This window comes from Blautia sp. DFI.9.10 (assembly GCF_024461705.1).
Classification (GTDB): domain Bacteria; phylum Bacillota; class Clostridia; order Lachnospirales; family Lachnospiraceae; genus Blautia_A; species Blautia_A fusiformis.
The window spans coordinates 29,656-55,684 of record NZ_JANGAA010000023.1 but is presented as its reverse complement, the minus strand read 5'-3'; the positions used below and the strand labels follow the sequence as shown (position 1 = coordinate 55,684).

Here is a 26,029-nt window from a genome sequence, read left to right as displayed (position 1 = left end):
GTAGCTGTTTATACTACCTATCTATTTGAAAAACTCGGGTTTGTCGTATAGATATAGATGGGTATAAAACCACTTCTTTTAACAGGTGTTTCAGGTATTTCCTGCAAATTATGTAAAATTTATATATTAAGGAGTTTTTATGGATAACAAAATTACTTACCACGAACAAAATGACATTGACAATACTTTAAAACTCCGTGAGGTTTTAAAAACGCTTCCGCCATTTTGCAGGGATTATTTCCGGGCTATTGATGCAACGACTACAACCAAGACCAGAATTTCCTATGCATATGACATTCGTATATTTTTCCAGTTTTTACTGGAGCAAAATCCAATGTTCAAAGACAAAACCATGTCGGATTTCACAGTTGATGTTCTGGATCAGGTCAAAGCTGTTGATCTTGAGGAATATGAAGAATTTCTCAAAGTTTATAAATCCGCGGACTCTTCCAAAACGGAAACAAATGGTGAACGTGGCGTCAAACGTAAAATTTCTGCTTTAAGAAGTTTTTATGCTTATTATTATAAACATGAAATGATTACCACCAATCCGTCTGTTCTGATCGATGTGCCCAAGATCCATGATAAGAATATTATTCGTCTGGATACAGATGAGGTTGCCATGCTGCTGGATTATATTGAGCATTGCGGAGATACGCTGACCGGGCAGAAACGGATGTACCATGAAAAAACGAAGGACAGAGATCTTGCTATTGTTACTCTCCTTCTTGGTACCGGGATTCGAGTATCGGAATGTGTCGGACTGGATGTTGAGGATGTAGACTTCAAAAACAATGGAATCAAAGTTACCCGAAAAGGCGGAAATGAAATGGTTGTATACTTTGGTCCTGAAGTAGAAAAAGCGTTGAAGAAATATCTGGAAGTCAGGGAGAATATTACGCCTCTGGCAGGCCATGAGCACGCTCTCTTCTATTCTACCCAACGCCGCCGGATCGGTGTTCAGGCTATCGAGAATCTGGTTAAAAAATATGCCAGGGAGATCACAACTACAAAAAAGATCACCCCGCATAAGCTTCGCAGCACCTATGGTACTGCCCTGTACCAGGAAACCGGTGATATTTACCTTGTAGCGGATGTTTTGGGTCATAAGGATGTCAATACTACTAAGAAGCATTATGCGGCTCTGGATGATGCTAGACGGCGTCAGGCGGCCAAGGCGGTACGTCTTCGCGAGGACTGATGAATAATGGGACTGCGGAGCAACTGATTCGTTTGACATGCATTGCATATAAATATAGAGACAGTTAGTTCACATAATATAAATTATGTAAATCAACTGCCTCTATATATTTAATCAGATCAAGAAAATCTCAAATTCCCTGTAGGGTTCAAAAAACCTTAAGCAGTGATTATGGACATCTGTATTATATCCATGACCCAAAATCAAAATCCGTACTTAACTTATTTATCAAAATCTGTCTCGAATACACCCTCCGGAGTACGCATGGTAAGAACACCCAGATTAAATTCACTGTCCATAATTGAGATATGATATTCAAAGATCACATCATCATCAAATTTGGAAAGCAGCACATAGCTTCCATTCTCTTTCCCATCGATCTGATCGCAGATGTCGTCGTAAACGTCCTCTCCGGAAATCTTTCGCGGGTATCCGCTTGCTTTGATCTTCTCTTCGATCGCTTTATATAATTCTTCCATACTTTATCCCATATCCTTTCTGATATTAATTTGCTGATAAACCAGATATGTTTTTATCATACCAGATTTATCGGCAAAAATCAGCAAATATTTGGTTGTTTCTGATAAAGTTTCAGATAGAGATACCGATTATAGGATTTGCTGCATATGAAGGATTTTATTTCTTTTCGTAAAGGAATTCTTCCGGCAAAGTTACTTTGAAATCTTTTGCAAGAGCACGGAAGTCATTCGGTGTGATGGTCTGCAGTTTCTGCGGAGCCATGGATAAGATCTTAACCAGGATCTCTGCGGATTTTTCAACGGTATGAAGAAGTCCGAAGGTCAGGTCAAAATCCTCGCCTGAGCAGAACATACCATGATGCGCCCAGATAACCACATCATATTTTTTCATCAGTTCAGCGGTTTTGATCGCGATTTCTCTTCCACCTGGAACCATCCATCCGATAACTCCCACACCATCCGGAAATACTACCGGACACTCTGTTGCAGATTCCCAGAGTTCACGGGTGAATACTTTGTCATCCAGAGGAAGAACAAAGGTAAGTGCAATGGTATTGGTGGTATGTGCATGGTAAATAACACGATGTTTACCGTTGGTAAGCTTTTTCTTTACTTCATGGTTCATCAGATGAGTTGGGAGCTCGCTGGTCGGTCTTCCTCCCTCTACAAGACCCCAGCGGATACGGTAATTTGTTCCTGTCTCGTCAAGCTCAATGATCGCAAGACATACTTCCGGGTCAACGATGATATTACGGAAGTATTTTCCGCTTCCTGTTACCAGGAAAAACTCTCTGGCAAGTCCCGGAACCTCAACACCGATAGGGGTCCATTCTCCTGGCGCGTTCAGTCGTGGACGGATCATCTCTACTTCTTCTGCTTTCAGACGATAACTTAAGTTTCCACCGTTTCTCTCGTGCCATCCCTGCTGATATCCATCGTCTGCCATTTTGATAAAGCCCTGTACGAATTTAGATTCAAGAATTTTCATAATATATTTCCTCCGTGTTTAAATGTGGTTTATTGTTGGGTTTGCGATTGCTTCAATATGCTTTCTTGTTGTTTGTGACTTTATTATATGCCCGATTATGTGGATTTGTAAAGGGCTTTTTTGAAAAAATATCAATAAATCCACATGTAAAATACAAAAAATCTTGTAAACATTCAATAAACCACATAAAAATAAACATAAAGCAACAAAAAGCACGAGTGGTCAATAGTAATGACATGTACATTGAATGTGGTTTGATGTTGCTTTGCGATGTGGGATTTATAGTATGTTAGATAAACTTGGAACGCCGAAGAATTGTAAGAAAAGAAAAAACAGGAACATTTCCGTATTCTGTACCTTAGATACTCACACGAAAATATTCCTGCTGGTTTAAAAAAGATTTTTATTTAATTTTTTCGGAAGCATACTGAGATAAGAAGTCTGTACAGTGTCCGACATGTGATATCCCAATATGGCAAGCAGATCTTCCATTTTGGATAAAATTTCTTTCCGCTCACTTTCCTGCTCTGCGATCACCTCAAGCTCCAGAAAGTCTCCAAGCCCCTCTACCTGATCCAGACAGGCGGTAAATCTGCCACATTTCATATACTTTCGCATTTTCATGACAGACGCTACCGGAGAAAAATCCAGATGGATGAGAATATTTTTAAGCACTTCTGCATCGGATACTTCTGTTTCCAGTTCCATTCGGGACATGGAGATTTTATCCAGTTTGGGCCCCTTAAAATTAATCTGAGTCTTAGAAATACCGGATCTGCAGTCTGTGCTTGTTCGGATACGCAGTGCTTCATCACGTTTTTTTACATCATGATAGACACTGTTAAAATAGGTATCTTCTTCCTGGATCTGTGCTGTCTCCTGAAATCCCTGATCTGTCAGAAATTTCAGGGTTTCCTTAAGATTCTTTAATGGAAGCTTGATCTCAATTTCAAACTGGGCCATGTGATTACTTCAGAATTTCTGCTTTTTTGTTCAGAAGTGCTTCGCAGGCTGCACATGCTGGGCAGTCACAGTATTTTGCACCGGAAGCTTTGATCTCCTCAGCATGAGCCAGGATCTTTTTTGCGTCATCTGCGCCAAATACCTGTGCGCCCATGTCAGAACCTGCAAAAGAGATCAGTCCGTCGATGGGCATGATATCTGCTTCCAGCTCTTTTACGTAAGCAGTTGCTGCATCTGCTTCTTTCTCAGTTCCTGCCGCATCCAGATAATTCTGTGCCGCTTCTTTTACTTCTTTGCATGCAGATGGTGCCTGAAGAAGATCCTGTGTTAATTCTTTAATTGTTTTTGCCATGATAATTTCTCCCTTCTGATCATAGCACTCCCAGAAATTACTGCATCAAGTTCAGCTGTGCAGAACATGAATGGTTGGAAGTGCTATAATAACAGATAAAATCTGCCTGTTATGTATTGATAACAATATCATACCACAACCCTGGATTATTTGCAGAAAATATTGAGACGTTTTTTATAAAGGCATACAGGAACATCCGATTCCCAGTCCGTCCGGGCCAATATGGCAGGAAAGTCCAAGGGAAAGATCATCACACATCACATCCATTCCCGGAAAGCTTTCCCGGATCTGTGAGATCCAGTCTGCGGTAACTTCCGCAGTGCTGCTGGAGGCAGCCATAAGATATACTTTTCCGGCATCATATTCTTTTTTGAAAGTTGTTTCCAATTCTCTGTGCATAGCATCGATCATGGCTTTTCTTGATTTTTTCATGCCTCTGCATTTCTGGAAAACATCCAGTTTACCGGTTCCAAATTTCATAACCGGTTTGATATTGAGAAGATTTGCGGCCAGTGCTGTGGTGGTATTGATACGGCCTCCCTTTTTCAGATATTCCAGTGTGCTTAATCCGACATAGATCACGGTTTTTTCACGGGAAGCTTCCAGAATATCCTTGATCTGCGGTGCTGTATATCCATCTTCCACCAGGTCTATCGCATCCAGAATGGAACGGTGAAGGGGTGTGGAAACACGCCCGTTATCTACCACATACACTTTGTTTTCGTATTTGGGTTCCTGAGACAAGGCGGCAGCAGTCATGCAGGAACCGCTTAAACTACTGCTCAACGGAATGTAGAGGATCTGATCATAAGATAAAAGCATTTCGTCCCACATTTCCATAACTTCCTGTGGGGAAGGCTGTGAAGTTGAAACATCTGCTCCTTCACGCAGCTTCTCATAAAATCCTGTTCTGGAAAAATCCAGGTCTTCATGAAACAGTTCTCCATTCAGATAAAAAGGCATGGGAAGGACATGAATATCCAGTTCCTCTGCTTCTTGTTTTAAAATGCCACTGTGGCTGTCAGCCATGATTCCAATTTTTTTCATTTTCCATTTATCTCCTGCGTAATTTATGAATGTGTTTCGCAACGCGGTTCTTTTTTATAAAGAGCTACACTTTCACGGAAGCGTTTTTTGTTCAGCTCCCGCATCTGGGAAACCTCGTTTTTCTTTACGAAACCATGACTTTCCATAAAGGTTCTTTGATCCAGCTGGTCCATATATATGGAATAATCCGTATCCTTCTCTATTGAAATCTGTTTGAGAAGCCCGGTACCGATTCCGTTTCTACGGTAATCTTTGCTTACATAAAGAAAGAGGATATTTCCGGGAGTCGGTTTCTCCGGGGAAACAGTCAATTGTTTTTTCATATCCTGAAGTTTGTTAAAATGCTCCAGATTCTTCCGGCCTTCCTTAGTAAACTTCAGGCGCAGGAAATGATAGCCTTTTTTCAAACGGAAAACCGGGGCAAAATGGCCATGAGATTCTTTACCGGTAATGAGCACCCCAACTACCTGATCACGGTAGGTTGCCACGGTAACGCTATCTCTGTATATCATATAGGTGTAAAAGAAAAGTCTGGTCAGATGTTTTTCGGTATGTGTTTCCTCAAACTCCCAGCGGTCTTTATAATTTCTTCGGATAAATTCCCGGATTATTGAAAAATCTTCCTTTTCTGCTTTCCGGTAGGCAGGTGCTTTTTTTAATAACATAGTCCATATCTCCTGTATTTTTTCATAAATAACTATCCTATACTTTAAAAGATGATCTGCAACTTAACATCAACTGTTTCTCAACAATTGTTGAAGTTTATGAAAAAGTTTATATAAAATAAAAAACAACGGAAGAACCTCATGAAAAATAAGGTGTCCGCTGTTTTTTGGTTTTATGGATATGTGTAAAATATTTGTTTTACAGTATAACAGTAAAACGACAGCCGCTTCCGGGAATATTTTCCACGGAAACGGTTCCCTTACACAGGTTCAGGATCTGTTTTACAAGGGCAAGTCCAAGACCGTTTCCCTCCTGTTTATGGGAACTGTCGCCCTGGTAAAATTTGTCAAAGATATGTTTCATGGAGTATTCACTGATCTGGGGGCCTTCGTTTTCTATGGAAAAACGAATCTTTTCTCCTTCCGGCATCATCCGGATATAGATCGTACCACCACAGGGACTGAATTTGATAGCATTGGAAAGCAGATTGTCCCATACATGACAGATGAGATTTTCGTTTCCAAGATACTCCACATCCATCATGTCCACATCAAATTCAATTTCTTTTTCTGACCATTTCGGTTCCATCATAACAATGGATTGTCGGATCTGCTCATCCAGACGGTACCAGTTCTGACGGGTCTGGATCGACTGGTGTTCGATCTTGGACAGCAACAGGATATTTCCTGCCAGGTGGGAAAGCCTTCTGGTGTTAAAAAGGATTTTGCTGATGTACTGCTCCTGCTCTTCTGATATAGGCATGTCATCATCCTGCAGCAGAGTTGCATAACCCTCAATAGCACTGATGGGAGTTTTGAATTCGTGGGAAACATTGGAAACAAAGTCTGTCTGCAGAATCTCCGTTGCTTCCAGTTCCTGGACCATCAGGTTGAAATTAGAATAAATATCCCGGATTTCCTTCATTTGCTTTTCCGTTTCCAGTCGGACGGAAAAATCGCCTTCAGCAACCTGTTGCATGGCTTTTTTCAGCTTTAGTACAGGACCGAAATACCGGATACTGAGAAAGTTGTTAAGGACACCCCCTGCGGTCACGCTGGCCAGGATGATCCATACGATGTTCGGAACAGCTGAAATATGCAGTACATCCATAACAAGCCAGGATATCAGAGATACACAGACAAGCTCCAACATGATCATAAAGATAAAACGTAAACGAATGCTTAAATTTATGAAGAGTTTCTTTTTCATGCCTTTACCACCTTATATCCAACTCCACGGATCGTCACGATCTTAAAATCCGGATTATCGCGAAAGCGTTCCCGAAGCCTTCCAATGTGGACATCTACTGTGTGGGCATCGCTTGCGGAATCATATCCCCAGATATCATCCATAAGCTGTTGCCGGGTAAAGATTTTTCCCGGAAAAGAAACCATCTTATATAAGAGCATGAATTCTTTCTGAGGAAGTACCATACTTTCCGAGGAGGTGGAGACCGTCAGGGAATCGCACTCCAAAATGGTATCTCCGATTCGCTGTTTCCGCTCATTGATCATCTGTGCTCTGCGGAGAAGTGCACCTACCCGCAAAACCAGTTCATTGATATTGACCGGTTTCACCATATAATCATCGGTACCGGACAGAAATCCCATACGCATATCATCAAAAGCATCTTTGGCAGTGACCATAAGTACAGGAATGGAATCTCCGGCATCTCTGAGTGAGCGGACCAGTTCATAGCCATCCATGTTGGGCATCATTATGTCCGAAATGATCAGATCGTAATAATCTTTTTCCAGGACATCCAGCGCTTCCTGCCCGTCAGAGACCCCTTTTACTGTATAACCGTTTTTTAAGAGGACATGCCGGAAAAGCTGGCGGAGTTCCAGGTCATCTTCCGCAATGAGAATTTTAAACATTTTTACATCCCTATTCCTTGATCTTTTCAATGTCCATGTTTTCAGGCAGGATACAGCTTAAAACAATGGATATGATAAATACAACAGCAACTACATTTTACGCAAAAACGGACTGTATGATCGACGGGAAAATATCCCAGATCCCGCTCTCACTTGCTGTGGTGAATCCGATTCCGACAGCAAGAGAAAGAGATAGGCGGCAGCAGTCCGATGTGAAACAAACTACTATTATAAGAAAAATTACGGAATAATCATAACATAGATTCGTTGTGGAAACCAGACGGATTTTGATGAATAAATGTAATAATAGATGAATTAGGTCATATTATGAATATTTATACACGAAAAAAAGAAATACCCTCTTGCATTTTCGAAACTTTTACTGTAGAATTATTAACCAGGTAAACACAAATGTATGCCATACCCGAACACTGATTACAAAGATGTAACCAATCTTAACTGTATCAGTGTTTTTTAATATACAATGGGGAAACGAGGAAAAAGATTATGGAAAAAAAGCATGAAATGATGAGTCTGGAGGACTCCGAACAGCTGAAAGGCAGAATGAAATTCTTTGAAAAGGAACTGGTAGAGAATCATCACATCGATCCCAACCTTTATGTGGAATACGATGTAAAAAGAGGACTTCGTGATTCCGCAGGTAAAGGTGTTCTCACAGGTCTTACTGAGATTTCCGATGTTACCGGCTATAAGCTGGTCAATGGCAGACGTATTCCTGCAGACGGTGCATTGTATTACCGGGGAATCGATGTGCAGGATATCGTAAACGGACTGAAGGACAGACGTTTTGGTTTTGAGGAGACGATCTATCTTCTGATTTTCGGTAAGCTTCCCAGCAAGGAAGAGCTTTCCAGATTTCTTGAGCTTCTTTCTGACATGGAGGATCTGGGAGGACGTTTTGTCCGTGACGTTGTCATGAAGGGAACCAATGCCAATATTATGAATGCTATGGAGCGCTGCGTACTTGCTCTCTATACATATGATGATAACCCGGAAGATATTTCTGTGGAGAATGTACTCCGCCAGTCTCTGGAACTGATCGCTAAGCTTCCTGAAATCGCGGTTTACTCCTATCACGCATACCGTCATTTCCGTAAAGACGAGACACTTTTTATCCGCAATCCGCAGAAGGGGCTTTCACTTGCCGAGAATATCCTTCTGATGCTTCGTCCGGATGGCAATTATACAGAGCTTGAGGCCAAGGTCCTTGATATCGCACTTGTACTTCATGCAGAGCACGGCGGTGGTAATAACTCTACTTTTACCACACATGTAGTAACATCTTCCGGAACAGACAGCTACTCTTCTACCTCTGCATCCATCGGTTCACTGAAGGGACCGCGTCATGGTGGTGCCAACCTGAAGGTCCAGAACATGTTTACAGATCTGAAGGCCAATGTAAAGGACTGGGAAAGTGATGAGGAGATCACGGCATATCTGCAGAAAATACTGAATAAAGAAGCATTTGATCATGCAGGTCTGATCTATGGTATGGGACATGCAGTTTATACACTCTCCGATCCGCGAGAAGTGATCCTGAAACGTTTTGCACAGGCTCTTGCAGAGGAAAAAGGAATGATAGATGAATTTAAGCTCTATGATAAGGTTGAGGGTATTGCCGGAAAACTGGTCATGGAACACAGAAAGCTGTTCAAAAATGTTTGCGCAAATGTTGACTTCTACAGTGGCTTCGTTTACTCAATGCTTGGTATTCCGGAAGAACTTTTTACTCCGATCTTTGCCATCGCACGTATGCCTGGCTGGAGTGCACATCGTCTGGAAGAGCTGATCAGTGCCAATAAGATCATCCGTCCTGCTTATAAGTATGTGGGGCATCATGCAGATTTTGTACCTTTTGATGAGAGATAATAAACAGAATGATAAAAGCAGTGGGGATTTCTGATCTATTTAAGTTGGAAATCTCTGCTGTTTTTTTGTTCTCCTAAATTACAGAAAAACAGGATCATAACTATACATAATATATATTATGTAAAATAAATATCTGTTTTCACAAAAAAACAAGGCTCACCGCATAAGATATGATCGGATTGCCTTGTTTTTTATGGAATCTTACTTTATTATTCCTTTCCTATCGGAAGCTCTTCAGCCAGTTTACAAGAGAATCATGCCAGATGTTGTCGTATACGGTCTTTTTCATCTGGTCATCTACGGGTCCGTTTCCTGCCATTTTTGCAAGGATAGCAGCCTGAAGTTCGCCTACTGTCATTTCTTCTGGTGTTTTGTGCGGATTTGGCGCAGTGACCGTTTCCGTTTCCTGTGTATTGGAGGATTCTGCTTCAGGAGTTGACGGAATATCCGCTGCGTTTGCTGTATTGTCAGAAGCTTTATCTGTATTTTCAGCGTTTGAAGCTTCTTTTTCCGGGGCAGCTTCTGTTACAGTGCTGTTTTCAGCCGCCTGCTCCTCTTCTGCCTCAGATGCAGCGTTTTCGTTCTCTTTTGCTACGGCAGTTTCCAGAACATTAGTCTGAACCGGCTTATATTCCGGCATATCTCCTGCAGGAAGCCAGATCTCACCGCTGTTTGCTGCAACACGGACACGGATCCGTCCGCCCTGTGCGGAAACCTTCTGACCTGTGAGGGCACCTACGTATTCCGGAGCACTTCCTGTTGGAAGGTTCATCTCTGAATCACTGTCATCATTATTCACAGTAACGATCACTCGTATGCCTTCCAGATCTCTTGCAAAGGCAAACTGACGGTTTGTAAGAGCCAGTTCTGCGTAGGAACCATAGCTTAATGCAGGAGTTCCCTGGCGGACCTTTCCGAGGGCTGCGATCAGTGCAGTACATGGGTTCTTTGTTGCAGCATCCGCATAATCGTTAAGATCAAGTGCCGGACGTAAGCTGGCATCGGAAAATTTTTCTTTTTTTCCGTCAATACCAAATTCTGAGCCGTAATAAATGCTTGGAACGCCAGGTAAAGTATAAAGAAGTACATGTACAGGAGCAAAATGTGCTTTGTTCTGCAATTTGGTATGAATTCGCTCTACGTCATGGTTGTCCACGAAATTGTAGAGGTCCAGATCTCCCATATTCTGAAGATATTTTACTGTATGAGCAATTTCAAAATAGTTGTGGTCATTATGTCCGCTGTAAAGTGCCTTGTGAAGGGCATAGTTGGTTACACTGTGAAGAGTCTGTCCGTTTACCCAGCGGCTGTAATCTCCGTGAATGACCTCTCCCATAAGCCAGAAGTCTTTCTTAACCTCATCTGCGGTATGACGTAGAATACGCATGAAATCAAAATCCAGAACATCAGCGGCATCCAGGCGGATTCCATCAATATCAAATTCGGAAACCCAGAAACGGATCACATCACAGATATAGTTCTGTACTTCCGGATTGCGCTGGTTCAGCTTTACAAGAAGATTGTATCCACCCCAGTTTTCATAGGAAAAACCGTCATTATATTCGGTATTTCCGCCGAAATTTACATTGCAGTACCAGTTAACGTAAGGGGAATGCTCACGGTTTTTCTGGATATCCTTAAAAGCGAAGAAATCACGGCCTGTATGGTTAAATACACCATCAAAGATCACGCGGATGCCTTTTTCATGGCAGGCTTTTACAAAATTGGTGAGATCTTTATTAGTTCCAAGACGGGAATCCAGTTTTTTGTAATCGGTTGTCTCATAGCCATGTCCGACACTTTCAAAAAGCGGCCCTATATATAAGGCAGTACATCCGATCTCTTTGATGTGGTCAATCCACGGCAGCAGTGTGTTCAGTCGATGTACAGGAGTTCCGTAATCATTTTCTTTTGGAGCGCCTGTAAGTCCAAGTGGATAAATATGGTAGAAGATTGCTTCGTTGTACCAGCTCATAATATTACACCTCTGTTCTAAAAATTTGCAATTTCCTGATAATTAGAGAAATTACACAAATATCTTCTCTATAATACCAGATTCCTATAATATAATCCAGAATAAATCAGCCAGTTTTTCAGCGAAAAATCCGGCATATTGCTAATTGCCGGATCTTACCTGATGGACATATGTTTATTCGTCAAATTCTGCAGTAACTATAAAGCCGCGTGGCGTATGCTCAATGCTTTTGATGATCCCCTCTTTGGATCTGATGCGGTCTGCGTTTCTGTAGCAGCCAGACATGGCTACTGCAGGCTCAATGATATAGCTGTAGTTTGTGGCAGAGAGAAATTCGGAGATCTTTACTTTATCTCCCACCTGTATCAGCCCCTGTCTTTCCATTTTAAATTTTTCTTCTCGCATAAACATGCCTTCTTTCTGTATAAATACGCAATGTGAATATATCTGTAAATACAATTAATTACATGTTTAAGATCTTTAAGAACCGGATGGGATCCGTACCAGAAGCTTCTGTCCGTCTTTTTCTACTGCTGTAAGAACGGGAATATGTTTTTTTCGCAGAGCATGAACGATGGGATACAGGGAAAACATGGCATTATCTGCAAAAACTGCTTCCGGTTTGTAGCGGAGGATTTCTTTAATCCTGTCTTTTATAAAGCTTTTCCATTCTGTCTTTTCCATGGAGAGTTCTCCGTAGATTCCGTTCAGAGTCAGCTCCGGTAATTGGGGAACCGGCAGATGTACGATCCTGGCAGAAGAAAGATCCGGAAGCTTTTGAAGCAGCATGTCTGTTTCTTTATTTCCGCCAAGGCTTACGATCACAGCTTCTTCATGGAAGACGGCAAGACTGCTCCTGCAGGCAAGAACAGAATCCTCAAGGGTTCCGCAGGTCATGAGAAATCCTCCTTTATGACAAAAGGCTGCACTTTTAAGACCGGTTACCAAAGATAACTCTTCGCCTTCCAGGCCAAGCCAGGAAGAAGGAAAACTGCATTTGTAATTCATGGAATATTCTTTTTTCTGTGGCTGGATACAGTAACCGCCCCGGTTGGACGGAAAGATCACAAAAGCAATGTTGGTTTCCGAAAGGCGTTTTTGGCAGGGAATAAATTCCGGAAGTATAAGGATATTGGTATTTTCTGCCGGGGTATCGCCCGAAGCGAGGGAAGCAGCATGTTCTGTAAGAACTTCTTCCACCCGTCTGTCTGCACGTTCATTTCCAAGGTAACGCTCGAATTTATTTTCCAGGATCATGCCTGCCACACTGACTGCCTGGAAAAAGGCTTCGTCATTACTGCTTTTGGAATCCCATCCCGGATTAAAATTGCCGATCAGTGTGGCAAGTTCATTTTTTTCACCGGTATTATCATTGATATCCAGAGGCTGGACAAAGGATTCATCGAATTTTAGTGCCAGCTCCTCACCTAGGATTTCCGGTCCAAGCTTTTCCCAGAGAAGGCCGAAGGCCGCATATGGGACGCCATTATCGCGGATACGGCTGTCTTTCTGATGATGATCATACTGTCCTCTGCCAATATCAAAAACAAGACCTTCATAGTTTTCAGGAACCTGGTTTCCACGTGTGATGGTGATCTCGGGATTCAGATATAAAAGCAGAGCGGCAGAAAAAACATCGTCTGCGTGAAATTTCCCGCTGTGGGTGAATGCGGATGCATTTTTTTGTTTGATTTTTTCCAGTAAATGATTCATATGAAACGCTCCTGTGTGTTTATTCTGCTCTTCAGTATACCACAGAAATGAAGAATAAACAAAGTTTCCTACAGTTAAAAAGGGATCCGTCCTGAGGACAGATCCCTTTAAAAATTTACGTTCTTTTATGCTTTATGTACAAAATAGGACGTTCATATTCAATTTTATTATAATGCGCAGATAATTTTATCCTGATATGCTTCCGGAACTTCTTCTTTATCCAGAGACATACTGATAATAAAGGAAACTTTGAAGGTCTCACCGATGGCACTTAACTGATCCAGTGTTTCGGTTGCATCCTTTCCTTCAAGCTTGGCTGTTGTAAGGAAGCTGTCCAGATATACCTGCTCCAGATCATGATCCTGAGAGAGGATACCACAGATAAATCCTACAAACTCGTCCGCATTTTTAACCGGAAATCCGGAAACATCGATAAGGCGGACCTTGTTGTTCAGCTCATACATGTGCTTGGTGCTCTTGTCTAAGTAAACAATACTGCCGTTGGCGTCCTTAACAGCTCCGTTTACTTTGTCTAATAGTACTTTTGTTTTTCCTTTGCCTTTCTTTCCTACGATCAGTTCAACCATCCTGTTTTCCTCCTTAGACACATATAATAATTTTGAATAAAATTGCTATTGATATGCTTCAAATTATAGTGCATTGTGAATAAAATTGCAAGGGCTTTTTGAAAAAAACTGGTAATTTTAATCAAGCCTTACTGCTCTCTTTCATTTTCCATTTGTGCTTTTGCTTTCCTTCCGATCCGGGCAGTGCTGTTCATGATACTGGCCCGGGTAACCTTGTCGTTTCCGTACTTCAGACGGATGGAATCCAGTGCTGCATCCAGTTTCTGCTGGCGTTCCTTCTTGTGAGTATTCTCAAAAAAGGACAGCTGTTCAAAGGAATCATCCGTAAGACCGGTCAGTGATACTCCCAGGAGCCGGAGTGGCTGTCTCATCCAGGACTCCTGAAAGAGGTTTTGGGCATTTCTGTAAATCTCTTCTGTGATATCGGTGGCATTTGGCAGTTTAGTCTGATGAGATTTGTTTCGAAAATCCAGGGTACGGAAGGTTACAGAAATGCAGGTGCATTTTTTCTTTTTGCGGCGCATGCGGGCGGCCAGAATATCGCATTGTTCCAGCAGGATCGGAAGTGCCTGCTCCAGTGAGACCAGATCATCGTTAAATGTAGTTTCCAGACTGAATCCTTTTGCTTCATCAGGTTTTGCTTTCACAGGGGAGTCATCAAGGCCACGGGCATACTGATATAACTGCTGTCCTGCTTTTTCACCGAGAAGTGCCTGTATCTTTGCTTTTTTTTCATGAGCCAGATCGCCTATGGTTCTGATCCCTGCGTCCTGCAGTTTTTTTTCAGAGGATCTGCCAAGAAAAAGAAGCTCTCTCACTGGAAGAGGCCACATTTTTACAGGGATTTCTTCCGGAAATAAAGTATGCACCTTATCTGGCTTTTCGAAATCAGAGGCCATTTTTGCAAGAAGTTTATTGGTGGAGATGCCGATATTTACGGTAAAGCCGAGTTCTGTACGGATCTTATCCTTCAGCTCATGGGCAGTTGCCACTGGATCCGGGTAAATATAGGAGGTTCCGGTCATATCCAGAAAAACCTCATCAATGGAAAAGGATTCCATTACCGGTGCATAGGACCCACAGATTTTTTTGAAGGCTCTGGAACATTTATCGTATAATTCAAAGTCAGATGGAACGGCCACAAGATTCGGACATTTGCGAAAAGCCATAGCCATAGGCTCTCCTGTCTGGATTCCGTATTTTTTTGCAGGAATGGACTTGGCGACAACGATGCCGGTACGTTTACTGGGGTCTCCGCCAATACAGGAAGGGATGTCTCTCAGATCCGGAAGTCCCATCTTTACTCTTTTTGCTGCTTCCCAGGAAAGAAAAGCACTGTTTACATCAACATGAAAAATCAATCGTTCCATATAGGGTTCTTCTTTCAATTGTATAAAGTGTGTCTGTTATATCTATTTACAGATTTTTGCAGACAGCTGATCAAAAAGGTTCCGATATTCCTCTTCTACCTGTGAAAAAGGGTATTGCCGGTATTGGATCGGAACATGGACAACCGGTTTTGGAGTGTCCGGTGTTTCATTCAGAAGATATTTCAGGTCATACCAGAGCAGGTCATTGTCGATCTCCTTCAGCTTCTGCTCTTCTATGGCAGAAAGTCCGGATCCCAGATATTTCTGATAGATAATGTTTAAAAGAGCTTCCTCCTGTTTCCGATACTCAGGAAGACTTTTCTTAAATGGTCTTGGAACATCGGACATATAACATTCGCTGGCATCGTGAAGAAGGGACGCCAGTATAAGACGGCCGGAATAGCCACGTGCTTCGGCTTCTTTGGCACAAAGGATGCAGTGCTGCCCTACAGAGAAAAAAGTCCTTACATGACCATTTCCGCGGCATAGAAGAGAAAGTGCGTGTGCAATGTCCTCAATGCAGATCAGCTCTTCGTCCGGATGTGTCGGATCAAAATGTTTTCCAGTATATGTGGTAATGCAGTCGCCCATAAAATGTTACGCCTTTCTTTAAGTTATGAATAAATATGATTATTTATTATAAACACCCAGAGAAAGTGTGTCTATATGATCGCGAAATAAATTTCGGGAACTGTTACAGAAAAACAAAAGAAATACATGGCTGTTTTACAAATATGAGTGATTCTGTGCTATAATACAAAAAAACGACAGGGAGATCATCAGCGATGAAACATATGGAAGAAATGAAGATTGCCGGATTAGCCATGGCATTATGTATCGTGATGCTGGGAATCTATATCGTCGTCCCAAAGGATGGAACGGTTTCTCATCTTACTGCTATTCCGGATAATAATGCGGCGGAGCCTGTTACAGATTCTACATCAGAGGGAACTGCTGATGCGGATTTTCCAATCTATACAGAGGACAGCTACAGCAGTGAGCCCGAGAGTTCTGACGATACTGGGGACGGAGATTCCTATACGGAAGAGCCGACTTATGATCCAGGTGATAATTCTTACGACGGCAATACGGATAGTGAAGCCAATGGAGTAGATACCTCGGATACTTCAGGTGGAACCGGTGAAGACGCAGGCAATTATGAAGATCCGGACAGTGGCTCAGGTGAAGTGGTCGATGACAATGATTACAGTGGTACTTCGGATACGGATCTTGATAGCAGTGAGACCGAAGATACCGGCAGTGATGGCACCGATGATACAGTAGAAATTAACTGAATGTAAAAAAAAGAATAAAAAAGCAGATCTGCGAAATAAAATTTCAAACAGATCTGCTTTTTTGTTTTTTGTATGGAATCCTGTCAGTTGATGTTCTGGAGCAAGGATGTCATTTCCTGATAAAGAACATCCTTTGAGGACGCACCCATGACGATGGAAATAAATGGCTTCCCATAAGCATTCTGGCTTAAAAGTGCCAGACAGTTACCGGCTTTATCGGTTGTTCCTGTTTTTCCTCCAAGGATAGTGACATCCTTAGGAGTTGCTGCCTCTCCGGTAAGATAATGATCTGTAGCGGGTAAGGTAGCACTTGCATCGGAGCCATCGGAATGCTTATAGCTAACTGTATAAGATGCCATTTGTGTGATGTCTGTAAACTCCGGATAATTCAAGGCTTCTTTCAGCATCAGATAAATGTCATAAGGCGTTGTATAATGATTTTCGTCCTGAAGACCATGGGGATTGGTAAAGTGAGTTCCTGTACAGCCAAGTTCTGCAGCAAAGCTGTTCATCATCTCTACAAATTTATCTGTTGATCCACCTATATGTTCCGCAATGGCAGATGCTGCATCATTGGCAGAATAAACAAGAAGACAATGAAGAAGCTGATCCATGGTAACCTGATCTCCCGCCTGGAAACCAGCTACCTGAGAACCGGATTCCAGGGTAACATTCTCCTGTGAGATCGTTACTGTATCGTCCATGTTTCCATATTTCAGTGCAAGCATAGCTGTCATGATCTTTGTGATGCTGGCAGGATAAACCTTGTTGTAGGCACCTTTTGCATAGAGTACCTTTTTATCACTGAGATTCAGAAGCACACCGGACTGGCTGTCATCCAGACTGACAGAATCCAGAGCAACATCTTTTGTAACAACACAGAAATCATGGGCGAAACCTGCCGCGCGCTGCTCTTCTTTGGAAGTCAGAGTATTATCAAACTCGGAGAATGCATTGAAAGAATTTGCAGGAGTGGAAAAATCTCCGCCCTTCAGCATGTAAACACCAAAACCGCCAGCTGTGCATAGTACGATCAGCAGAAGAAGGAGAAAAATGGTGTTGCGAATCCTTTTGCGACGCATCCGTTTTATCCGGGTATTTTGAGCTTTACGTCTGGCAGAAACAGTTCCGTCAGACGGCGTGGAAGTTCTTTTTGTCCCCTTGGAAGCTGTATGTGCAGCCCGGGAAGCCTGACCTCTGGAAGGATTGCCAGAACGTACATGATTTTTTACAGGTTCTTTACGTGTCATAAGTATTCCTCTTTCCGAAAGTAGGTATCCGATTTCTGACCTTTTTTCTGTAATTCTTTATTATATGCACTGCTCTGCAGTCCTACATTGAGAACAAGTCCCATACCCATAAACAGACTGATCAGAGAAGTAAGACCATAGCTTACAAAAGGAAGCGGAGTACCTGTGTTTGGTGCAAGGCCGGTAGCAACACAGATGTTGATGAAGCTCTGTATGGAAACAATGCTTCCAACACCGCAGCATATGACCTTACCGGCAAGATCCTTGGCCCGCAGGCTCATACGGATACATTCAAAGGTGATCAGAAACAGCAGCAGTACGATCAGAGTACAGCCGATAAATCCGTACTGCTCTCCAGCCACCGCAAAAATAAAGTCGGTCTGATTCTCAGAAACAAAGTTTCCATCATTTACGGATGTAACACTGGTGTCATTACTGAAAGCACGTCCCACAAGCTCTCCGGAGGCGATGGCTGTTTTTGAGTTGTTCTGCTGTTCAATATCATCTGCGTATTCTTCGTTCTCCGGATACAGGAATGACATGATACGGTTTCTCTGGTAATCCTGTATCAGTTTCTGATCCGGCTGCACGATAATGGACAGAAAGATGATGGCCAGAGGAATCGCGATCAAGGCTACACCTCCGATGATCTTATAACTAAGTCCTGCGATGTAGATCAGAATACAGAACAGGACTGTTACGGTGATGGTGTTTTTCATATCCGGCTGTACATAGATCAGCATCAGTGGGATGACCAGAAGGACAGCTGATTGTATCAGAGTCTTTAAGGTATTCAGATCTTCCTCATGATCCATAAAAAATTTGGCAAAAAACAGGATAATGATGATCTTTGAAAGCTCGGTAGGCTGGAAACGGATAAAACCTAAATCCACCCATCTGGCAGCACCATTGGCGCTGGATCCGAAGAACCGGACAGCCAGAAGCATAACGATATTAAATCCATACATGATCCATTGAAAATTCAGCAGCCAGGAATAATCCATCAGTGAAAGGATCAGCATAAAGACCACACCGATGATCACACCCAGAAGCTGACGTGTGCGAAGGTAGTCGGCAGCTGTTCCTACAAGCTGAATTCCAATAAAGCTGATCGCCAGGAGAAAGATCACCAGTCGAAAATTGTAAAACCGCAGCTTATACTGTTTAATCATAAATTATGCATCTCTTTTCTTAAGTACGGGTATGACTGCATGCAGAACAGGTGGTTCCTGTGTGATCTGTATGGTCACCCCTGGTTCATCAATTACAACGTATTTTTTTACGGCATGTATCAGATCGTTCCGTAAAAGCTTCATCATCTGTGGAGAACAGTCTATGCGTTCCGATACAAGAAGAAGCTTCATCCTGTCGCGTGCATAGCCTGCAGAGTGGTTTTTCCCGGAGAAAAATCCCATAATCATTCCTCCTGTGATGAAAAATGTCAGACAGCAAGGCGTCTGTTATTTTCGAAAAATGCTGCCAAGACGGTGGAATACACCATTTTTTCGACGCACAGTAACATAAGGGACCTCTTCGCCCATAAGTCTCCGGCAGATATTGCGATACTCTTCTTCTGCCTGGGAATTTTTTCCGGATAAAGGTTCTCCCTGATTTGTGGAGATCACGATCTGTTCATCATCCAGGATCGCACCGATCAGATCTACAGCCAGGATTTCCAACACATCTTCTACGGACATCATATCACCTCTGGCGATCATTTCCGGTCGAAGCCGGTTGATGATCAGCCGGATATCACGGAGCCCTCCGGACTCCAGCAACCCGATGATACGGTCTGCATCCCGGATCGCGGAAACTTCCGGTGTGGTCACGACCAGTGCACGGTCCGCTCCGGCTACTGCATTTTTGAATCCCTGTTCAATTCCTGCCGGACAATCCAGAAGGACATAATCGAATTCTTCCCGGAGATCATCGGTAAGCTTGATCATCTGTTCCGGAGATACGGCAGTTTTGTCCTTGGTCTGGGCAGACGGAAGAAGATACAGTTCTGAATGCCGACGATCCCGGATCAGTGCCTGTTTCAGGCGGCAGCTCCCATTGATCACATCAACCAGATTATAAACAATACGGTTCTCCAGTCCCATGACAACATCCAGATTTCGGAGTCCGATATCGGTATCTACAACTGCAACCCTTTTTCCCATGGCAGCCAGTCCGGTCCCGATATTTGCCACGGTGGTGGTTTTTCCAACACCGCCTTTTCCAGATGTAATGACAATGACTTCACTCATGTTTTCTGATTCCTCCTATAAAATGTTCCACACTTCTGGTATCCTCATAAAGTTTGTTTAGTCATTCGATACATTACTGGTATCGCTTGCTGCATAGCCAGTGAGAATGGTGCTTTCATCTGCAAGTCCGAAAATGTATTTAAAGATATCATTAGCTGCAAGGCAGGCATTACCGGATGCATATCCGTTTGCGATTCGTACAGATATTGCGTACTTGGGATCAGAAACAGGCGCATATCCGATAAAAAGTGCATTGTTCGGATGATAATAGTCAATCTCGGCAGTACCGGTTTTTCCTGCTACTTCAACTCCAAGTCTGTTAAACTGATCATGAGTCTGCACCACACGATACATACCGTCATGGATGTCATCCCAGATATTGCTGGAAAGATCCAGCTGTCCAGCTGTTTCGGAAGGATATTCCTTTATAAGTTTTCCTTTGGAATCCGTCACACGGTCCAGAAGGGAAAGCTTATAGATCGTACCGGAAGTGGCGATCGTTGACGCATAACGTGCAAGCTGGCTGGTCGTAAACGCATTGGTACCCTGTCCAATATAGGAAGGGACGGCGTTTTTGTCAGAAACCTGCGGAGAAGCTTCGGAAATTTCAATGCCGGTTTTCTGATCCAATCCCATGAGGGAAGCATATTTCTGAAGCATTCCAAGACTTCTGGCTTCAGAAAAGTTACCTTCGGAATCTTTACCAAGTTCGAAACCAATCGTAGTGAAAAATACGTTACAGGACTGCTCAATGGCTTCACGGATATCAAGAGAACCGTGGCCCTGTTTATTCCAGCAGTTGATCGGAGGTGTTACAAGGTCAAAGCTTCCTGTACATTCAATATATGTGCCATCATCTATTACGCCCTCAGACATGCCGGCAACAGTAGATAAGATCTTTAAGGTAGATCCTGGAGCCGTCTTCTGCTGTGTTGCCTTGTTGAAGAACGGGCTGGAAAGATCTGTGGAAAGCTTTGCATAATAATCGGTGTCCATATTGTTGGTCAGACGATTATTATCATATCCCGGATAGGAAACACATGCGAGAACATTTCCGGTTGTAGTATCTGTGATCACCGCAGATGCAGAGCACGGAGCCAACGCAAGCTGGGCCGGTGTGATCTCAAGATTTGCGATCTTGCGATACATGAAGGTGTAGGCATCAAGACCACCGGAGGCCATTGTCTGATACAGTTCGTCTTCTTTTGAAAGAACGCCCTGTTCATAGAGAACAAGACACAGCTCTTCTCCACTGATGGTGTCTTCCTGAAGCATATATTTATACAGAAGCTTTGAAAAGCCTGTATCTGTCTTCAGGTAATCAATGATATAGGCGGTAAGAGCCTGATAGATCTCTTCAGAATCCAGATATTCTCCGGAAGTTGAGATCTGGGAAATATCGATCCAGTTCTGACTGGCAGCATAGTTCAGATAATCCTTCAGACTGATACTCTGGTCATTTTTCCAGGCTTTGTATGTTTCATCTGCGGTATCAATGGAATCACTTTTCAGTACCTTCAGGGTATTGGTAAGAAGATCATCACAGATATAGGTAAGATATTCCTGCATCTGCGTATCTTCATCCTTATAGGCTGGAGGATTGTCACCTGTCAGCCTGTTACTTATTGTATCAAAAACCTGTTGCTGTTTTTGCTGAAATTTGGCGTATAAATTTTTTTCTGTATCGGAAGCATCTGCATCGCTGAATTTATTGATATCGATCACGCTGTTTGCGATCAGTGCATTGTATACATCATAGATTGGGATGGTGATCTTACTTGCATCTTTCTCTGCTTCATAATCAAAGCTTTTATTTGGTGTCAGTTTAGAGAGGACAATACCGGCAACACGCTGTTCCAGGATCTGGTAAATACTCTTCTGCCAGTCGGAATCAATGGTCAGATAAACATCGTTTCCGGCCACAGGATCAACAGTTTTGGAATTGTCGATATCAAGGACTTTACCAAGATTATCAACTGTGACCGTTTCTTCTCCATCTTTTCCCTGAAGTTCAAGCTCCATATACTGTTCGATCCCGGCTTTTCCAACAACCGCATCATTGGAATAATCAGGATTATCCTTACGAAGGGTTTCCAGTTCTTCAGAAGAGGCCTGGCCTGTGTAACCGAGGATCGGCGCCATACTCTCATCGTCCACATATTTTCTGGTGGAATCTTCTACAATGTGAATACCCTGGAGAGCGGCCTGATTTTCTTTTATGGCTGCCACAGATTTTTCACTGACATTTGTTGCAATGGTCACCGGCATATATTTCTTGAAACTGTTGGTGTTCAGCTGATAGCGCATGATCGCAATTTCGAGGATTTCCTGTTTGGTAAGCTCTTCCGGAAGAGAATGTGCGGCAAGTTCTTCCGGGGTGTAGGCATCTTTTCCGTAAAGAACGATAGAAAATCCGCTGCTTCCGGTAAGATGATCCATGATCTGGGCTGCGGTTGCGTTTTTCTGCTCCTCACTGAGATCATCAATCTGTGCTTCTCCGTAAATATCCGCACGGAAACGGTTAAGAGTAAATCCTTCATCTACATCAAAAGCATAGTCGCCATGATCATTGACGGTAATATGAAAATTATCAGATAAGCTGTCCCCATTTTTGGAAAGGATCTGTAATACCTGGTAGGCGATACCGTTCAGAGTCAGATTCTTTTCTCTGGTGCTGTTGTATGTACCGCTATCTTCGAATGTGACAGAATATGCAAGTACATTGGAGGCGACAACTGTGCCGTTACGGTCATAAATATTACCACGGGTGCTTTTGATCACGCGTGTTTTGGTGGTACGTGTCTGAAATTTACTGATGTAATCCTCTCCCTGTATGATCTGCAGACTGAAAAGCTGCCGGACCAAGACAGATGACAGAAAAATAAATACGATCACAAGAACTGTAGTACGTTTCAGACGGATTTTTTTGATGATTTTTTTTATTTTAATTCCCAAATAGACTCACTTTCTTTCCTTACAGTATCCATTAAGTGGTAGTTGATCCAGTAAAATACCCGGTATACGATGATGGTGAGAAAAACCGTATATACAATCTCGGGGATAATGATCCTGTATATGTAGGTCCAGAATCCAAGACGGCCTCTGAGCAGAAACTGGAGGCCATACACAGCCAGATTATAAAGAAGATCTGTTCCTGCTACAAGAAAAAGCGGAACTTTCAGATCATCATCATAAAAACTGCGGAATGCATAGCCGCTGATAAAACCTATATACATATAGATCAGTGCATAAAATCCAAACAATGATCCATAAAAGAGATCGACAAAAAGCCCGGAAAAAAATCCAGTCCACAGACCGACTTTTCTTCCACGCATAAGTCCCATGGATACACACAGGATCAAAAGCAGATTTGGAGTGATGGATCCAATGGAAATACGGTCCATTACTGTGCACTGAAGGAGAAAACAGACAATGATAGTGATAAATAATATAATCCTATTTTTCATTGGACGCATCCTCCGATTTGTCTATCGCGTCCTGTTTATTGGTGGTGATCACAAATACATCTTTCAGATGACCGAAATCAACCGGTGTAACGATCGTACCTGTTTTTGTCAGGTTATTGGGATCCTGCTGGATCTCACTGACATAACCAATAAACAGTCCTTCCACATATTTTTCACTGATGTTCGAGGTGACAATACGTTCTCCGACTGTTACCTTGTTATCCTGATCGTAAAGCTGCTCAAAGCTTAATTTGCCTTCATCGATCAGTTTCAGATCTCCGGTGACAACGCAGTTGTCGGAAGTACTGACTGCCATGGCACTGACATTGCTGCTGTCATCGATGATGGAACGGACAGTAGCCCAGGAAGGTCCCACTTCTGTAACGATACCCACAAGACCCTTTCCGGCTATCACGTTGTTATCAACCCGGATCCCGTTATTACTGCCTTTGTTGATCATAAAGGTATCATACCAGTTTCCGGGATCTTTGGAGATTATCCTTGCGGCAACCTTGGGATAGTCGGTATATTCCTGATCAAGATCGTAAAGTTCCTTCAGGCGTGTGAGCTCTGTCTGGTCCTGGATCAGGATGTTATTCTGTTCCGTAAGACTGTTGATCTGACTTTTCAGCTCTTCGTTTTCCTGAAGCACGTCCTGTTTATCACGAAGATTGTTTTTTACATTTCCAAATATATCGCTGACACCGGCGATCCCCTTTTCAAAGGGAACGATAAGAAAACCGGCTGCTTCCTGAAGTGGTGCGGAAGAGGTTCCGGAGGCTGCTGTAGCTACGATGCAGCTTCCACAGAAAAATGTCATGATTACCAGAAGATGTTTACTTTTTAAATTAAAATGAAAACGCACTTTTTTTCGGATGTTTTTCATTATATATGCCCCTTTACAGTTTTTTCTGCTTTACCGGCTGGGCCCATTTGCGCAGGTTTCTGTCGCGGATGATCTTTTCCAGGCCGTATGCTGCAGAAGTTTCATACAGATCAGAAAGATTAAAGGCAAATCCTGTATAGCTAGCCAGATAGTTATCTATATAAGGAAGCCGTGTACTGCCGCCGGTCAGATAAATGCCCTCTTTTGCGATATGATAAGCGATCTGTGGCGGGGTACGTTCCAGAAAAGATTTCATCTCTGCTGCGATCTGGTTCACACAGTTGGCGATCCCTTCATTAACAACGTAGGCAGAAATAACTTCTTCTCGTGGAAGTCCGGAAATACTGTCGATCCCGACTACTTTTCGGGCTTCTTTTTTCTGATCATTCAGTCTTCCCATAACTACTTTCAAACGTTTTGAAGTTCGTGTTCCAATCTGAAGATTATAATGTTTTCGGATCTCGCTGCAGATAGATTCGTTCATCTGTCTGCCTCCGATGGGGATCTTACGGCTGATGATGATCTTGCCGTCGGTTATGATGGAAAACTCTGTACTCTGTGCACCGATGTTTACGATCATGCTGCCCTGATTCTTTTCAGGGTCGATTCCCATGGCAATGGCATCTGCAATAGGGGACTCCACCATAAAAACACGGTTTTTCCGCAGCCAGTGACCATTGACCAGATGATAGTATGCCCTCTTTTCGATAGCAGTCATATCAAGTGGTACGGAGAAATACATGTCTGCTCCGAGACCGGATGTATGATCGATTTTTTTTATCATGCTGTAAAGGACGATCTCCTGCAATTCCAGATTTGCCAGCATACCGAAAGCCATAGGAGAATTTACGGAAATATCTGCAGGTGATTTTTCAAACATTTCATAAGCTTCGTTTCCTATGGCAAGGATCCGGCGTCCTCTGTAGGCTACCATGTTCTTTTCTATGTAACTTTTGTTTCTGAAAAATGAATAGACTTTTACAGAGCTGCTTCCAAGGTCTACTCCGTAATTATTTCTAAAAAGCATAAATCTGTCCCTTCACTTAAGTATATTCATCAAAAATCCCTTTTTCGCGGAAACTGACATACCTGTGATCACCGATGATGATATGATCCAGAAGATGGATGCCGAGGAGTTCACCACAATGATAGATCCGTTCCGTAACATCCAGATCAGCCTGGCTGGGGGAGGGATCGCCTCCTGGATGATTGTGGACCAGGATCAGGTTCACCGCCCGATACTTTACAGCTTCTACAAAGACTTCTCTTGGTGTGATCAGTGTGGCATTGACTGTACCGCGGCTTAAAAGCTGTTCCCCCGACAAATGGTTATGTCCGTCCAGCATCATGCAGTAAAGCAATTCCTGCTCTTCATGCCGGAGCCGCTCCATATAATATTTCGCAATGGTTACCGGATGGTGAAAAGACAATTCCGGTTTTGCAGCTGCGGTTGCCATACGCTTGGAAAGTTCCCCGATACATTTCAGCTGTATGGCTTTTACCTTACCGATCCCATGGATCTTCATCAGTTCCTGCATGGAAATATGAAACAGTCCAAGCAGGCCACTGTATCCGGTCTGTTTCGATAAATTCAGGATTTTATCTGCCAGAGTCAGGGAACTGGATCCCTGTACGCCACAGCGCAGGATCACGGCAAGAAGCTCTCGATCGCTTAAGGCCTGTTCTCCTTCCCGCAGACATTTTTCATACGGACGCTGATAATCTGGCATTTCCATTATAGTATCTTTCATATGATTTCCCTTTTCGCTCTCGA

At 42.9% G+C, this 26,029-nt stretch carries 26 protein-coding genes and 1 pseudogene; 3 read left to right on the top strand and 24 right to left on the bottom strand.

Going from position 1 to position 26,029, the window contains the following annotated elements; translation table 11 throughout:
- Window positions 1-139: 139 nt before the first annotated feature.
- Window positions 140-1,201 carry a tyrosine-type recombinase/integrase gene (locus NE671_RS13055; protein ID WP_022427274.1) on the top strand — a complete coding sequence of 354 codons (1,062 nt, stop codon included), beginning with the start codon at window positions 140-142 and terminating at the stop codon, window positions 1,199-1,201.
- 221 nt (window positions 1,202-1,422) lie between these two features.
- Here NE671_RS13055 and NE671_RS13050 read toward each other — a convergent pair whose 3' ends face one another.
- The 9 genes and pseudogenes from NE671_RS13050 to NE671_RS16095 form a co-directional block, all read right to left on the bottom strand.
- Window positions 1,423-1,680: a hypothetical protein gene (locus tag NE671_RS13050; RefSeq protein WP_015525151.1), complete on the bottom strand. Its 258-nt coding sequence runs from the start codon at window positions 1,678-1,680 to the stop codon at window positions 1,423-1,425.
- A gap of 157 nt (window positions 1,681-1,837) precedes the next feature.
- Complete coding sequence (gene rhaD, locus NE671_RS13045) at window positions 1,838-2,668, bottom strand: rhamnulose-1-phosphate aldolase (RefSeq protein ID WP_022427275.1); 831 nt, start codon at window positions 2,666-2,668, stop codon at window positions 1,838-1,840.
- Between the two features lie 390 nt (window positions 2,669-3,058).
- Window positions 3,059-3,631: a class IV adenylate cyclase gene (gene cyaB, locus NE671_RS13040; RefSeq protein WP_022427276.1), complete on the bottom strand. Its 573-nt coding sequence runs from the start codon at window positions 3,629-3,631 to the stop codon at window positions 3,059-3,061.
- A gap of 4 nt (window positions 3,632-3,635) precedes the next feature.
- Complete coding sequence (locus tag NE671_RS13035) at window positions 3,636-3,983, bottom strand: hypothetical protein (protein ID WP_015525145.1); 348 nt, start codon at window positions 3,981-3,983, stop codon at window positions 3,636-3,638.
- 174 nt (window positions 3,984-4,157) lie between these two features.
- Window positions 4,158-5,030 carry a DegV family protein gene (locus NE671_RS13030; protein WP_022427277.1) on the bottom strand — a complete coding sequence of 291 codons (873 nt, stop codon included), beginning with the start codon at window positions 5,028-5,030 and terminating at the stop codon, window positions 4,158-4,160.
- Between the two features lie 23 nt (window positions 5,031-5,053).
- Window positions 5,054-5,695, bottom strand: a complete 642-nt coding sequence (locus NE671_RS13025) for a GNAT family N-acetyltransferase (RefSeq protein WP_114001614.1) — start codon at window positions 5,693-5,695, stop codon at window positions 5,054-5,056.
- A 199-nt stretch (window positions 5,696-5,894) separates the two neighbouring features.
- On the bottom strand, window positions 5,895-6,905 hold the full coding sequence (locus tag NE671_RS13020; RefSeq protein WP_059085857.1) for a HAMP domain-containing sensor histidine kinase: 1,011 nt from the start codon (window positions 6,903-6,905) through the stop codon (window positions 5,895-5,897).
- Entirely contained in the window at window positions 6,902-7,573 is a 672-nt protein-coding gene (locus NE671_RS13015; RefSeq protein WP_021652048.1) for a response regulator transcription factor, read from the bottom strand. Before NE671_RS13015 ends, NE671_RS13020 begins: the two co-directional genes overlap by 4 nt.
- A 10-nt stretch (window positions 7,574-7,583) precedes the next feature.
- A pseudogene (locus NE671_RS16095) lies at window positions 7,584-7,769 on the bottom strand (purine permease); the annotation flags it as partial.
- A gap of 311 nt (window positions 7,770-8,080) precedes the next feature.
- Here NE671_RS16095 and NE671_RS13005 point away from each other — a divergent pair.
- Window positions 8,081-9,463 (top strand): citrate/2-methylcitrate synthase, encoded by a 1,383-nt coding sequence (locus tag NE671_RS13005; protein ID WP_022427281.1) that lies wholly within the window; start codon window positions 8,081-8,083, stop codon window positions 9,461-9,463.
- Between the two features lie 220 nt (window positions 9,464-9,683).
- Here the strand turns inward: NE671_RS13005 and NE671_RS13000 are convergent, their stop codons facing one another.
- The 6 genes from NE671_RS13000 to NE671_RS12975 form a co-directional block, all read right to left on the bottom strand.
- A complete protein-coding gene (locus NE671_RS13000) occupies window positions 9,684-11,438 on the bottom strand; it encodes an alpha-amylase family glycosyl hydrolase (protein ID WP_118607987.1) in 1,755 nt (584 codons plus the stop codon).
- Window positions 11,439-11,612: 174 nt separating this feature from the next.
- Window positions 11,613-11,843: a hypothetical protein gene (locus NE671_RS12995; RefSeq protein ID WP_015525138.1), complete on the bottom strand. Its 231-nt coding sequence runs from the start codon at window positions 11,841-11,843 to the stop codon at window positions 11,613-11,615.
- A 75-nt stretch (window positions 11,844-11,918) separates the two neighbouring features.
- Window positions 11,919-13,151 carry an MYG1 family protein gene (locus NE671_RS12990; RefSeq protein ID WP_161208789.1) on the bottom strand — a complete coding sequence of 411 codons (1,233 nt, stop codon included), beginning with the start codon at window positions 13,149-13,151 and terminating at the stop codon, window positions 11,919-11,921.
- A gap of 167 nt (window positions 13,152-13,318) precedes the next feature.
- Entirely contained in the window at window positions 13,319-13,738 is a 420-nt protein-coding gene (locus NE671_RS12985) for a hypothetical protein (RefSeq protein WP_021652042.1), read from the bottom strand.
- Between the two features lie 128 nt (window positions 13,739-13,866).
- Entirely contained in the window at window positions 13,867-15,108 is a 1,242-nt protein-coding gene (locus tag NE671_RS12980) for a DNA polymerase Y family protein (protein WP_092070014.1), read from the bottom strand.
- Window positions 15,109-15,150: 42 nt separating this feature from the next.
- Window positions 15,151-15,699 (bottom strand): hypothetical protein, encoded by a 549-nt coding sequence (locus tag NE671_RS12975; RefSeq protein ID WP_015525131.1) that lies wholly within the window; start codon window positions 15,697-15,699, stop codon window positions 15,151-15,153.
- A 194-nt stretch (window positions 15,700-15,893) separates the two neighbouring features.
- On the opposite strand from NE671_RS12975, the gene NE671_RS12970 reads away from it, so the two are divergent.
- On the top strand, window positions 15,894-16,403 hold the full coding sequence (locus NE671_RS12970; RefSeq protein ID WP_129974499.1) for a hypothetical protein: 510 nt from the start codon (window positions 15,894-15,896) through the stop codon (window positions 16,401-16,403).
- An 83-nt stretch (window positions 16,404-16,486) separates the two neighbouring features.
- Here NE671_RS12970 and NE671_RS12965 read toward each other — a convergent pair whose 3' ends face one another.
- Genes NE671_RS12965 through radC form a run of 9 tightly spaced genes read right to left on the bottom strand, consistent with a single transcriptional unit; the run spans window position 16,487 to window position 26,006 of the window.
- Complete coding sequence (locus tag NE671_RS12965; RefSeq protein ID WP_129974498.1) at window positions 16,487-17,653, bottom strand: D-alanyl-D-alanine carboxypeptidase family protein; 1,167 nt, start codon at window positions 17,651-17,653, stop codon at window positions 16,487-16,489.
- A complete protein-coding gene (locus tag NE671_RS12960) occupies window positions 17,650-18,825 on the bottom strand; it encodes an FtsW/RodA/SpoVE family cell cycle protein (protein WP_092070019.1) in 1,176 nt (391 codons plus the stop codon). The genes NE671_RS12965 and NE671_RS12960 overlap by 4 nt, the downstream gene beginning before the upstream one ends.
- 3 nt (window positions 18,826-18,828) lie before the next feature.
- Entirely contained in the window at window positions 18,829-19,068 is a 240-nt protein-coding gene (gene minE / locus NE671_RS12955) for a cell division topological specificity factor MinE (RefSeq protein ID WP_015525127.1), read from the bottom strand.
- A 45-nt stretch (window positions 19,069-19,113) separates the two neighbouring features.
- The gene (gene minD, locus NE671_RS12950; protein ID WP_015525126.1) at window positions 19,114-19,902 is read right to left on the bottom strand and encodes a septum site-determining protein MinD; all 789 of its coding nucleotides are present in this window, start codon (window positions 19,900-19,902) and stop codon (window positions 19,114-19,116) included.
- Window positions 19,903-19,959: 57 nt separating this feature from the next.
- Window positions 19,960-22,857 carry a penicillin-binding transpeptidase domain-containing protein gene (locus NE671_RS12945; protein ID WP_256164075.1) on the bottom strand — a complete coding sequence of 966 codons (2,898 nt, stop codon included), beginning with the start codon at window positions 22,855-22,857 and terminating at the stop codon, window positions 19,960-19,962.
- Window positions 22,842-23,369, bottom strand: coding sequence for a rod shape-determining protein MreD (gene mreD / locus NE671_RS12940; protein WP_021652034.1), 528 nt, complete (start codon window positions 23,367-23,369; stop codon window positions 22,842-22,844). The genes NE671_RS12945 and mreD overlap by 16 nt, the downstream gene beginning before the upstream one ends.
- Window positions 23,359-24,255, bottom strand: a complete 897-nt coding sequence (gene mreC / locus NE671_RS12935) for a rod shape-determining protein MreC (RefSeq protein WP_022427290.1) — start codon at window positions 24,253-24,255, stop codon at window positions 23,359-23,361. The genes mreD and mreC overlap by 11 nt, the downstream gene beginning before the upstream one ends.
- Window positions 24,256-24,268: 13 nt before the next feature.
- Window positions 24,269-25,282, bottom strand: a complete 1,014-nt coding sequence (locus NE671_RS12930) for a rod shape-determining protein (protein WP_256164074.1) — start codon at window positions 25,280-25,282, stop codon at window positions 24,269-24,271.
- A 16-nt stretch (window positions 25,283-25,298) separates the two neighbouring features.
- The gene (gene radC, locus NE671_RS12925) at window positions 25,299-26,006 is read right to left on the bottom strand and encodes a RadC family protein (RefSeq protein ID WP_256164073.1); all 708 of its coding nucleotides are present in this window, start codon (window positions 26,004-26,006) and stop codon (window positions 25,299-25,301) included.
- Between the last annotated feature and the right edge of the window lie 23 nt (window positions 26,007-26,029).

What these genes read in the sequence shown, in the direction of transcription:
- NE671_RS13030 (WP_022427277.1), bottom strand. Translation starts at nt 5,030, where the DNA reads ATGAAAAAAATTGGAATCATGGCTGACAGCCACAGTGGCATTTTAAAA.
- NE671_RS13015 (WP_021652048.1), bottom strand. Translation starts at nt 7,573, where the DNA reads ATGTTTAAAATTCTCATTGCGGAAGATGACCTGGAACTCCGCCAGCTT.
- NE671_RS13020 (WP_059085857.1), bottom strand. Translation starts at nt 6,905, where the DNA reads ATGAAAAAGAAACTCTTCATAAATTTAAGCATTCGTTTACGTTTTATC.
- NE671_RS12980 (WP_092070014.1), bottom strand. Translation starts at nt 15,108, where the DNA reads ATGGAACGATTGATTTTTCATGTTGATGTAAACAGTGCTTTTCTTTCC.
- NE671_RS13025 (WP_114001614.1), bottom strand. Translation starts at nt 5,695, where the DNA reads ATGTTATTAAAAAAAGCACCTGCCTACCGGAAAGCAGAAAAGGAAGAT.
- mreD (WP_021652034.1), bottom strand. Translation starts at nt 23,369, where the DNA reads ATGAAAAATAGGATTATATTATTTATCACTATCATTGTCTGTTTTCTC.
- minD (WP_015525126.1), bottom strand. Translation starts at nt 19,902, where the DNA reads ATGAGTGAAGTCATTGTCATTACATCTGGAAAAGGCGGTGTTGGAAAA.
- mreC (WP_022427290.1), bottom strand. Translation starts at nt 24,255, where the DNA reads ATGAAAAACATCCGAAAAAAAGTGCGTTTTCATTTTAATTTAAAAAGT.
- NE671_RS13000 (WP_118607987.1), bottom strand. Translation starts at nt 11,438, where the DNA reads ATGAGCTGGTACAACGAAGCAATCTTCTACCATATTTATCCACTTGGA.
- minE (WP_015525127.1), bottom strand. Translation starts at nt 19,068, where the DNA reads ATGGGATTTTTCTCCGGGAAAAACCACTCTGCAGGCTATGCACGCGAC.
- NE671_RS12965 (WP_129974498.1), bottom strand. Translation starts at nt 17,653, where the DNA reads ATGACACGTAAAGAACCTGTAAAAAATCATGTACGTTCTGGCAATCCT.
- NE671_RS12975 (WP_015525131.1), bottom strand. Translation starts at nt 15,699, where the DNA reads ATGGGCGACTGCATTACCACATATACTGGAAAACATTTTGATCCGACA.
- NE671_RS13035 (WP_015525145.1), bottom strand. Translation starts at nt 3,983, where the DNA reads ATGGCAAAAACAATTAAAGAATTAACACAGGATCTTCTTCAGGCACCA.
- NE671_RS12990 (WP_161208789.1), bottom strand. Translation starts at nt 13,151, where the DNA reads ATGAATCATTTACTGGAAAAAATCAAACAAAAAAATGCATCCGCATTC.
- NE671_RS13055 (WP_022427274.1), top strand. Translation starts at nt 140, where the DNA reads ATGGATAACAAAATTACTTACCACGAACAAAATGACATTGACAATACT.
- NE671_RS12995 (WP_015525138.1), bottom strand. Translation starts at nt 11,843, where the DNA reads ATGCGAGAAGAAAAATTTAAAATGGAAAGACAGGGGCTGATACAGGTG.
- cyaB (WP_022427276.1), bottom strand. Translation starts at nt 3,631, where the DNA reads ATGGCCCAGTTTGAAATTGAGATCAAGCTTCCATTAAAGAATCTTAAG.
- rhaD (WP_022427275.1), bottom strand. Translation starts at nt 2,668, where the DNA reads ATGAAAATTCTTGAATCTAAATTCGTACAGGGCTTTATCAAAATGGCA.
- NE671_RS12970 (WP_129974499.1), top strand. Translation starts at nt 15,894, where the DNA reads ATGAAACATATGGAAGAAATGAAGATTGCCGGATTAGCCATGGCATTA.
- NE671_RS12930 (WP_256164074.1), bottom strand. Translation starts at nt 25,282, where the DNA reads ATGCTTTTTAGAAATAATTACGGAGTAGACCTTGGAAGCAGCTCTGTA.
- NE671_RS13005 (WP_022427281.1), top strand. Translation starts at nt 8,081, where the DNA reads ATGGAAAAAAAGCATGAAATGATGAGTCTGGAGGACTCCGAACAGCTG.
- NE671_RS12960 (WP_092070019.1), bottom strand. Translation starts at nt 18,825, where the DNA reads ATGATTAAACAGTATAAGCTGCGGTTTTACAATTTTCGACTGGTGATC.
- NE671_RS13050 (WP_015525151.1), bottom strand. Translation starts at nt 1,680, where the DNA reads ATGGAAGAATTATATAAAGCGATCGAAGAGAAGATCAAAGCAAGCGGA.
- radC (WP_256164073.1), bottom strand. Translation starts at nt 26,006, where the DNA reads ATGAAAGATACTATAATGGAAATGCCAGATTATCAGCGTCCGTATGAA.
- NE671_RS12985 (WP_021652042.1), bottom strand. Translation starts at nt 13,738, where the DNA reads ATGGTTGAACTGATCGTAGGAAAGAAAGGCAAAGGAAAAACAAAAGTA.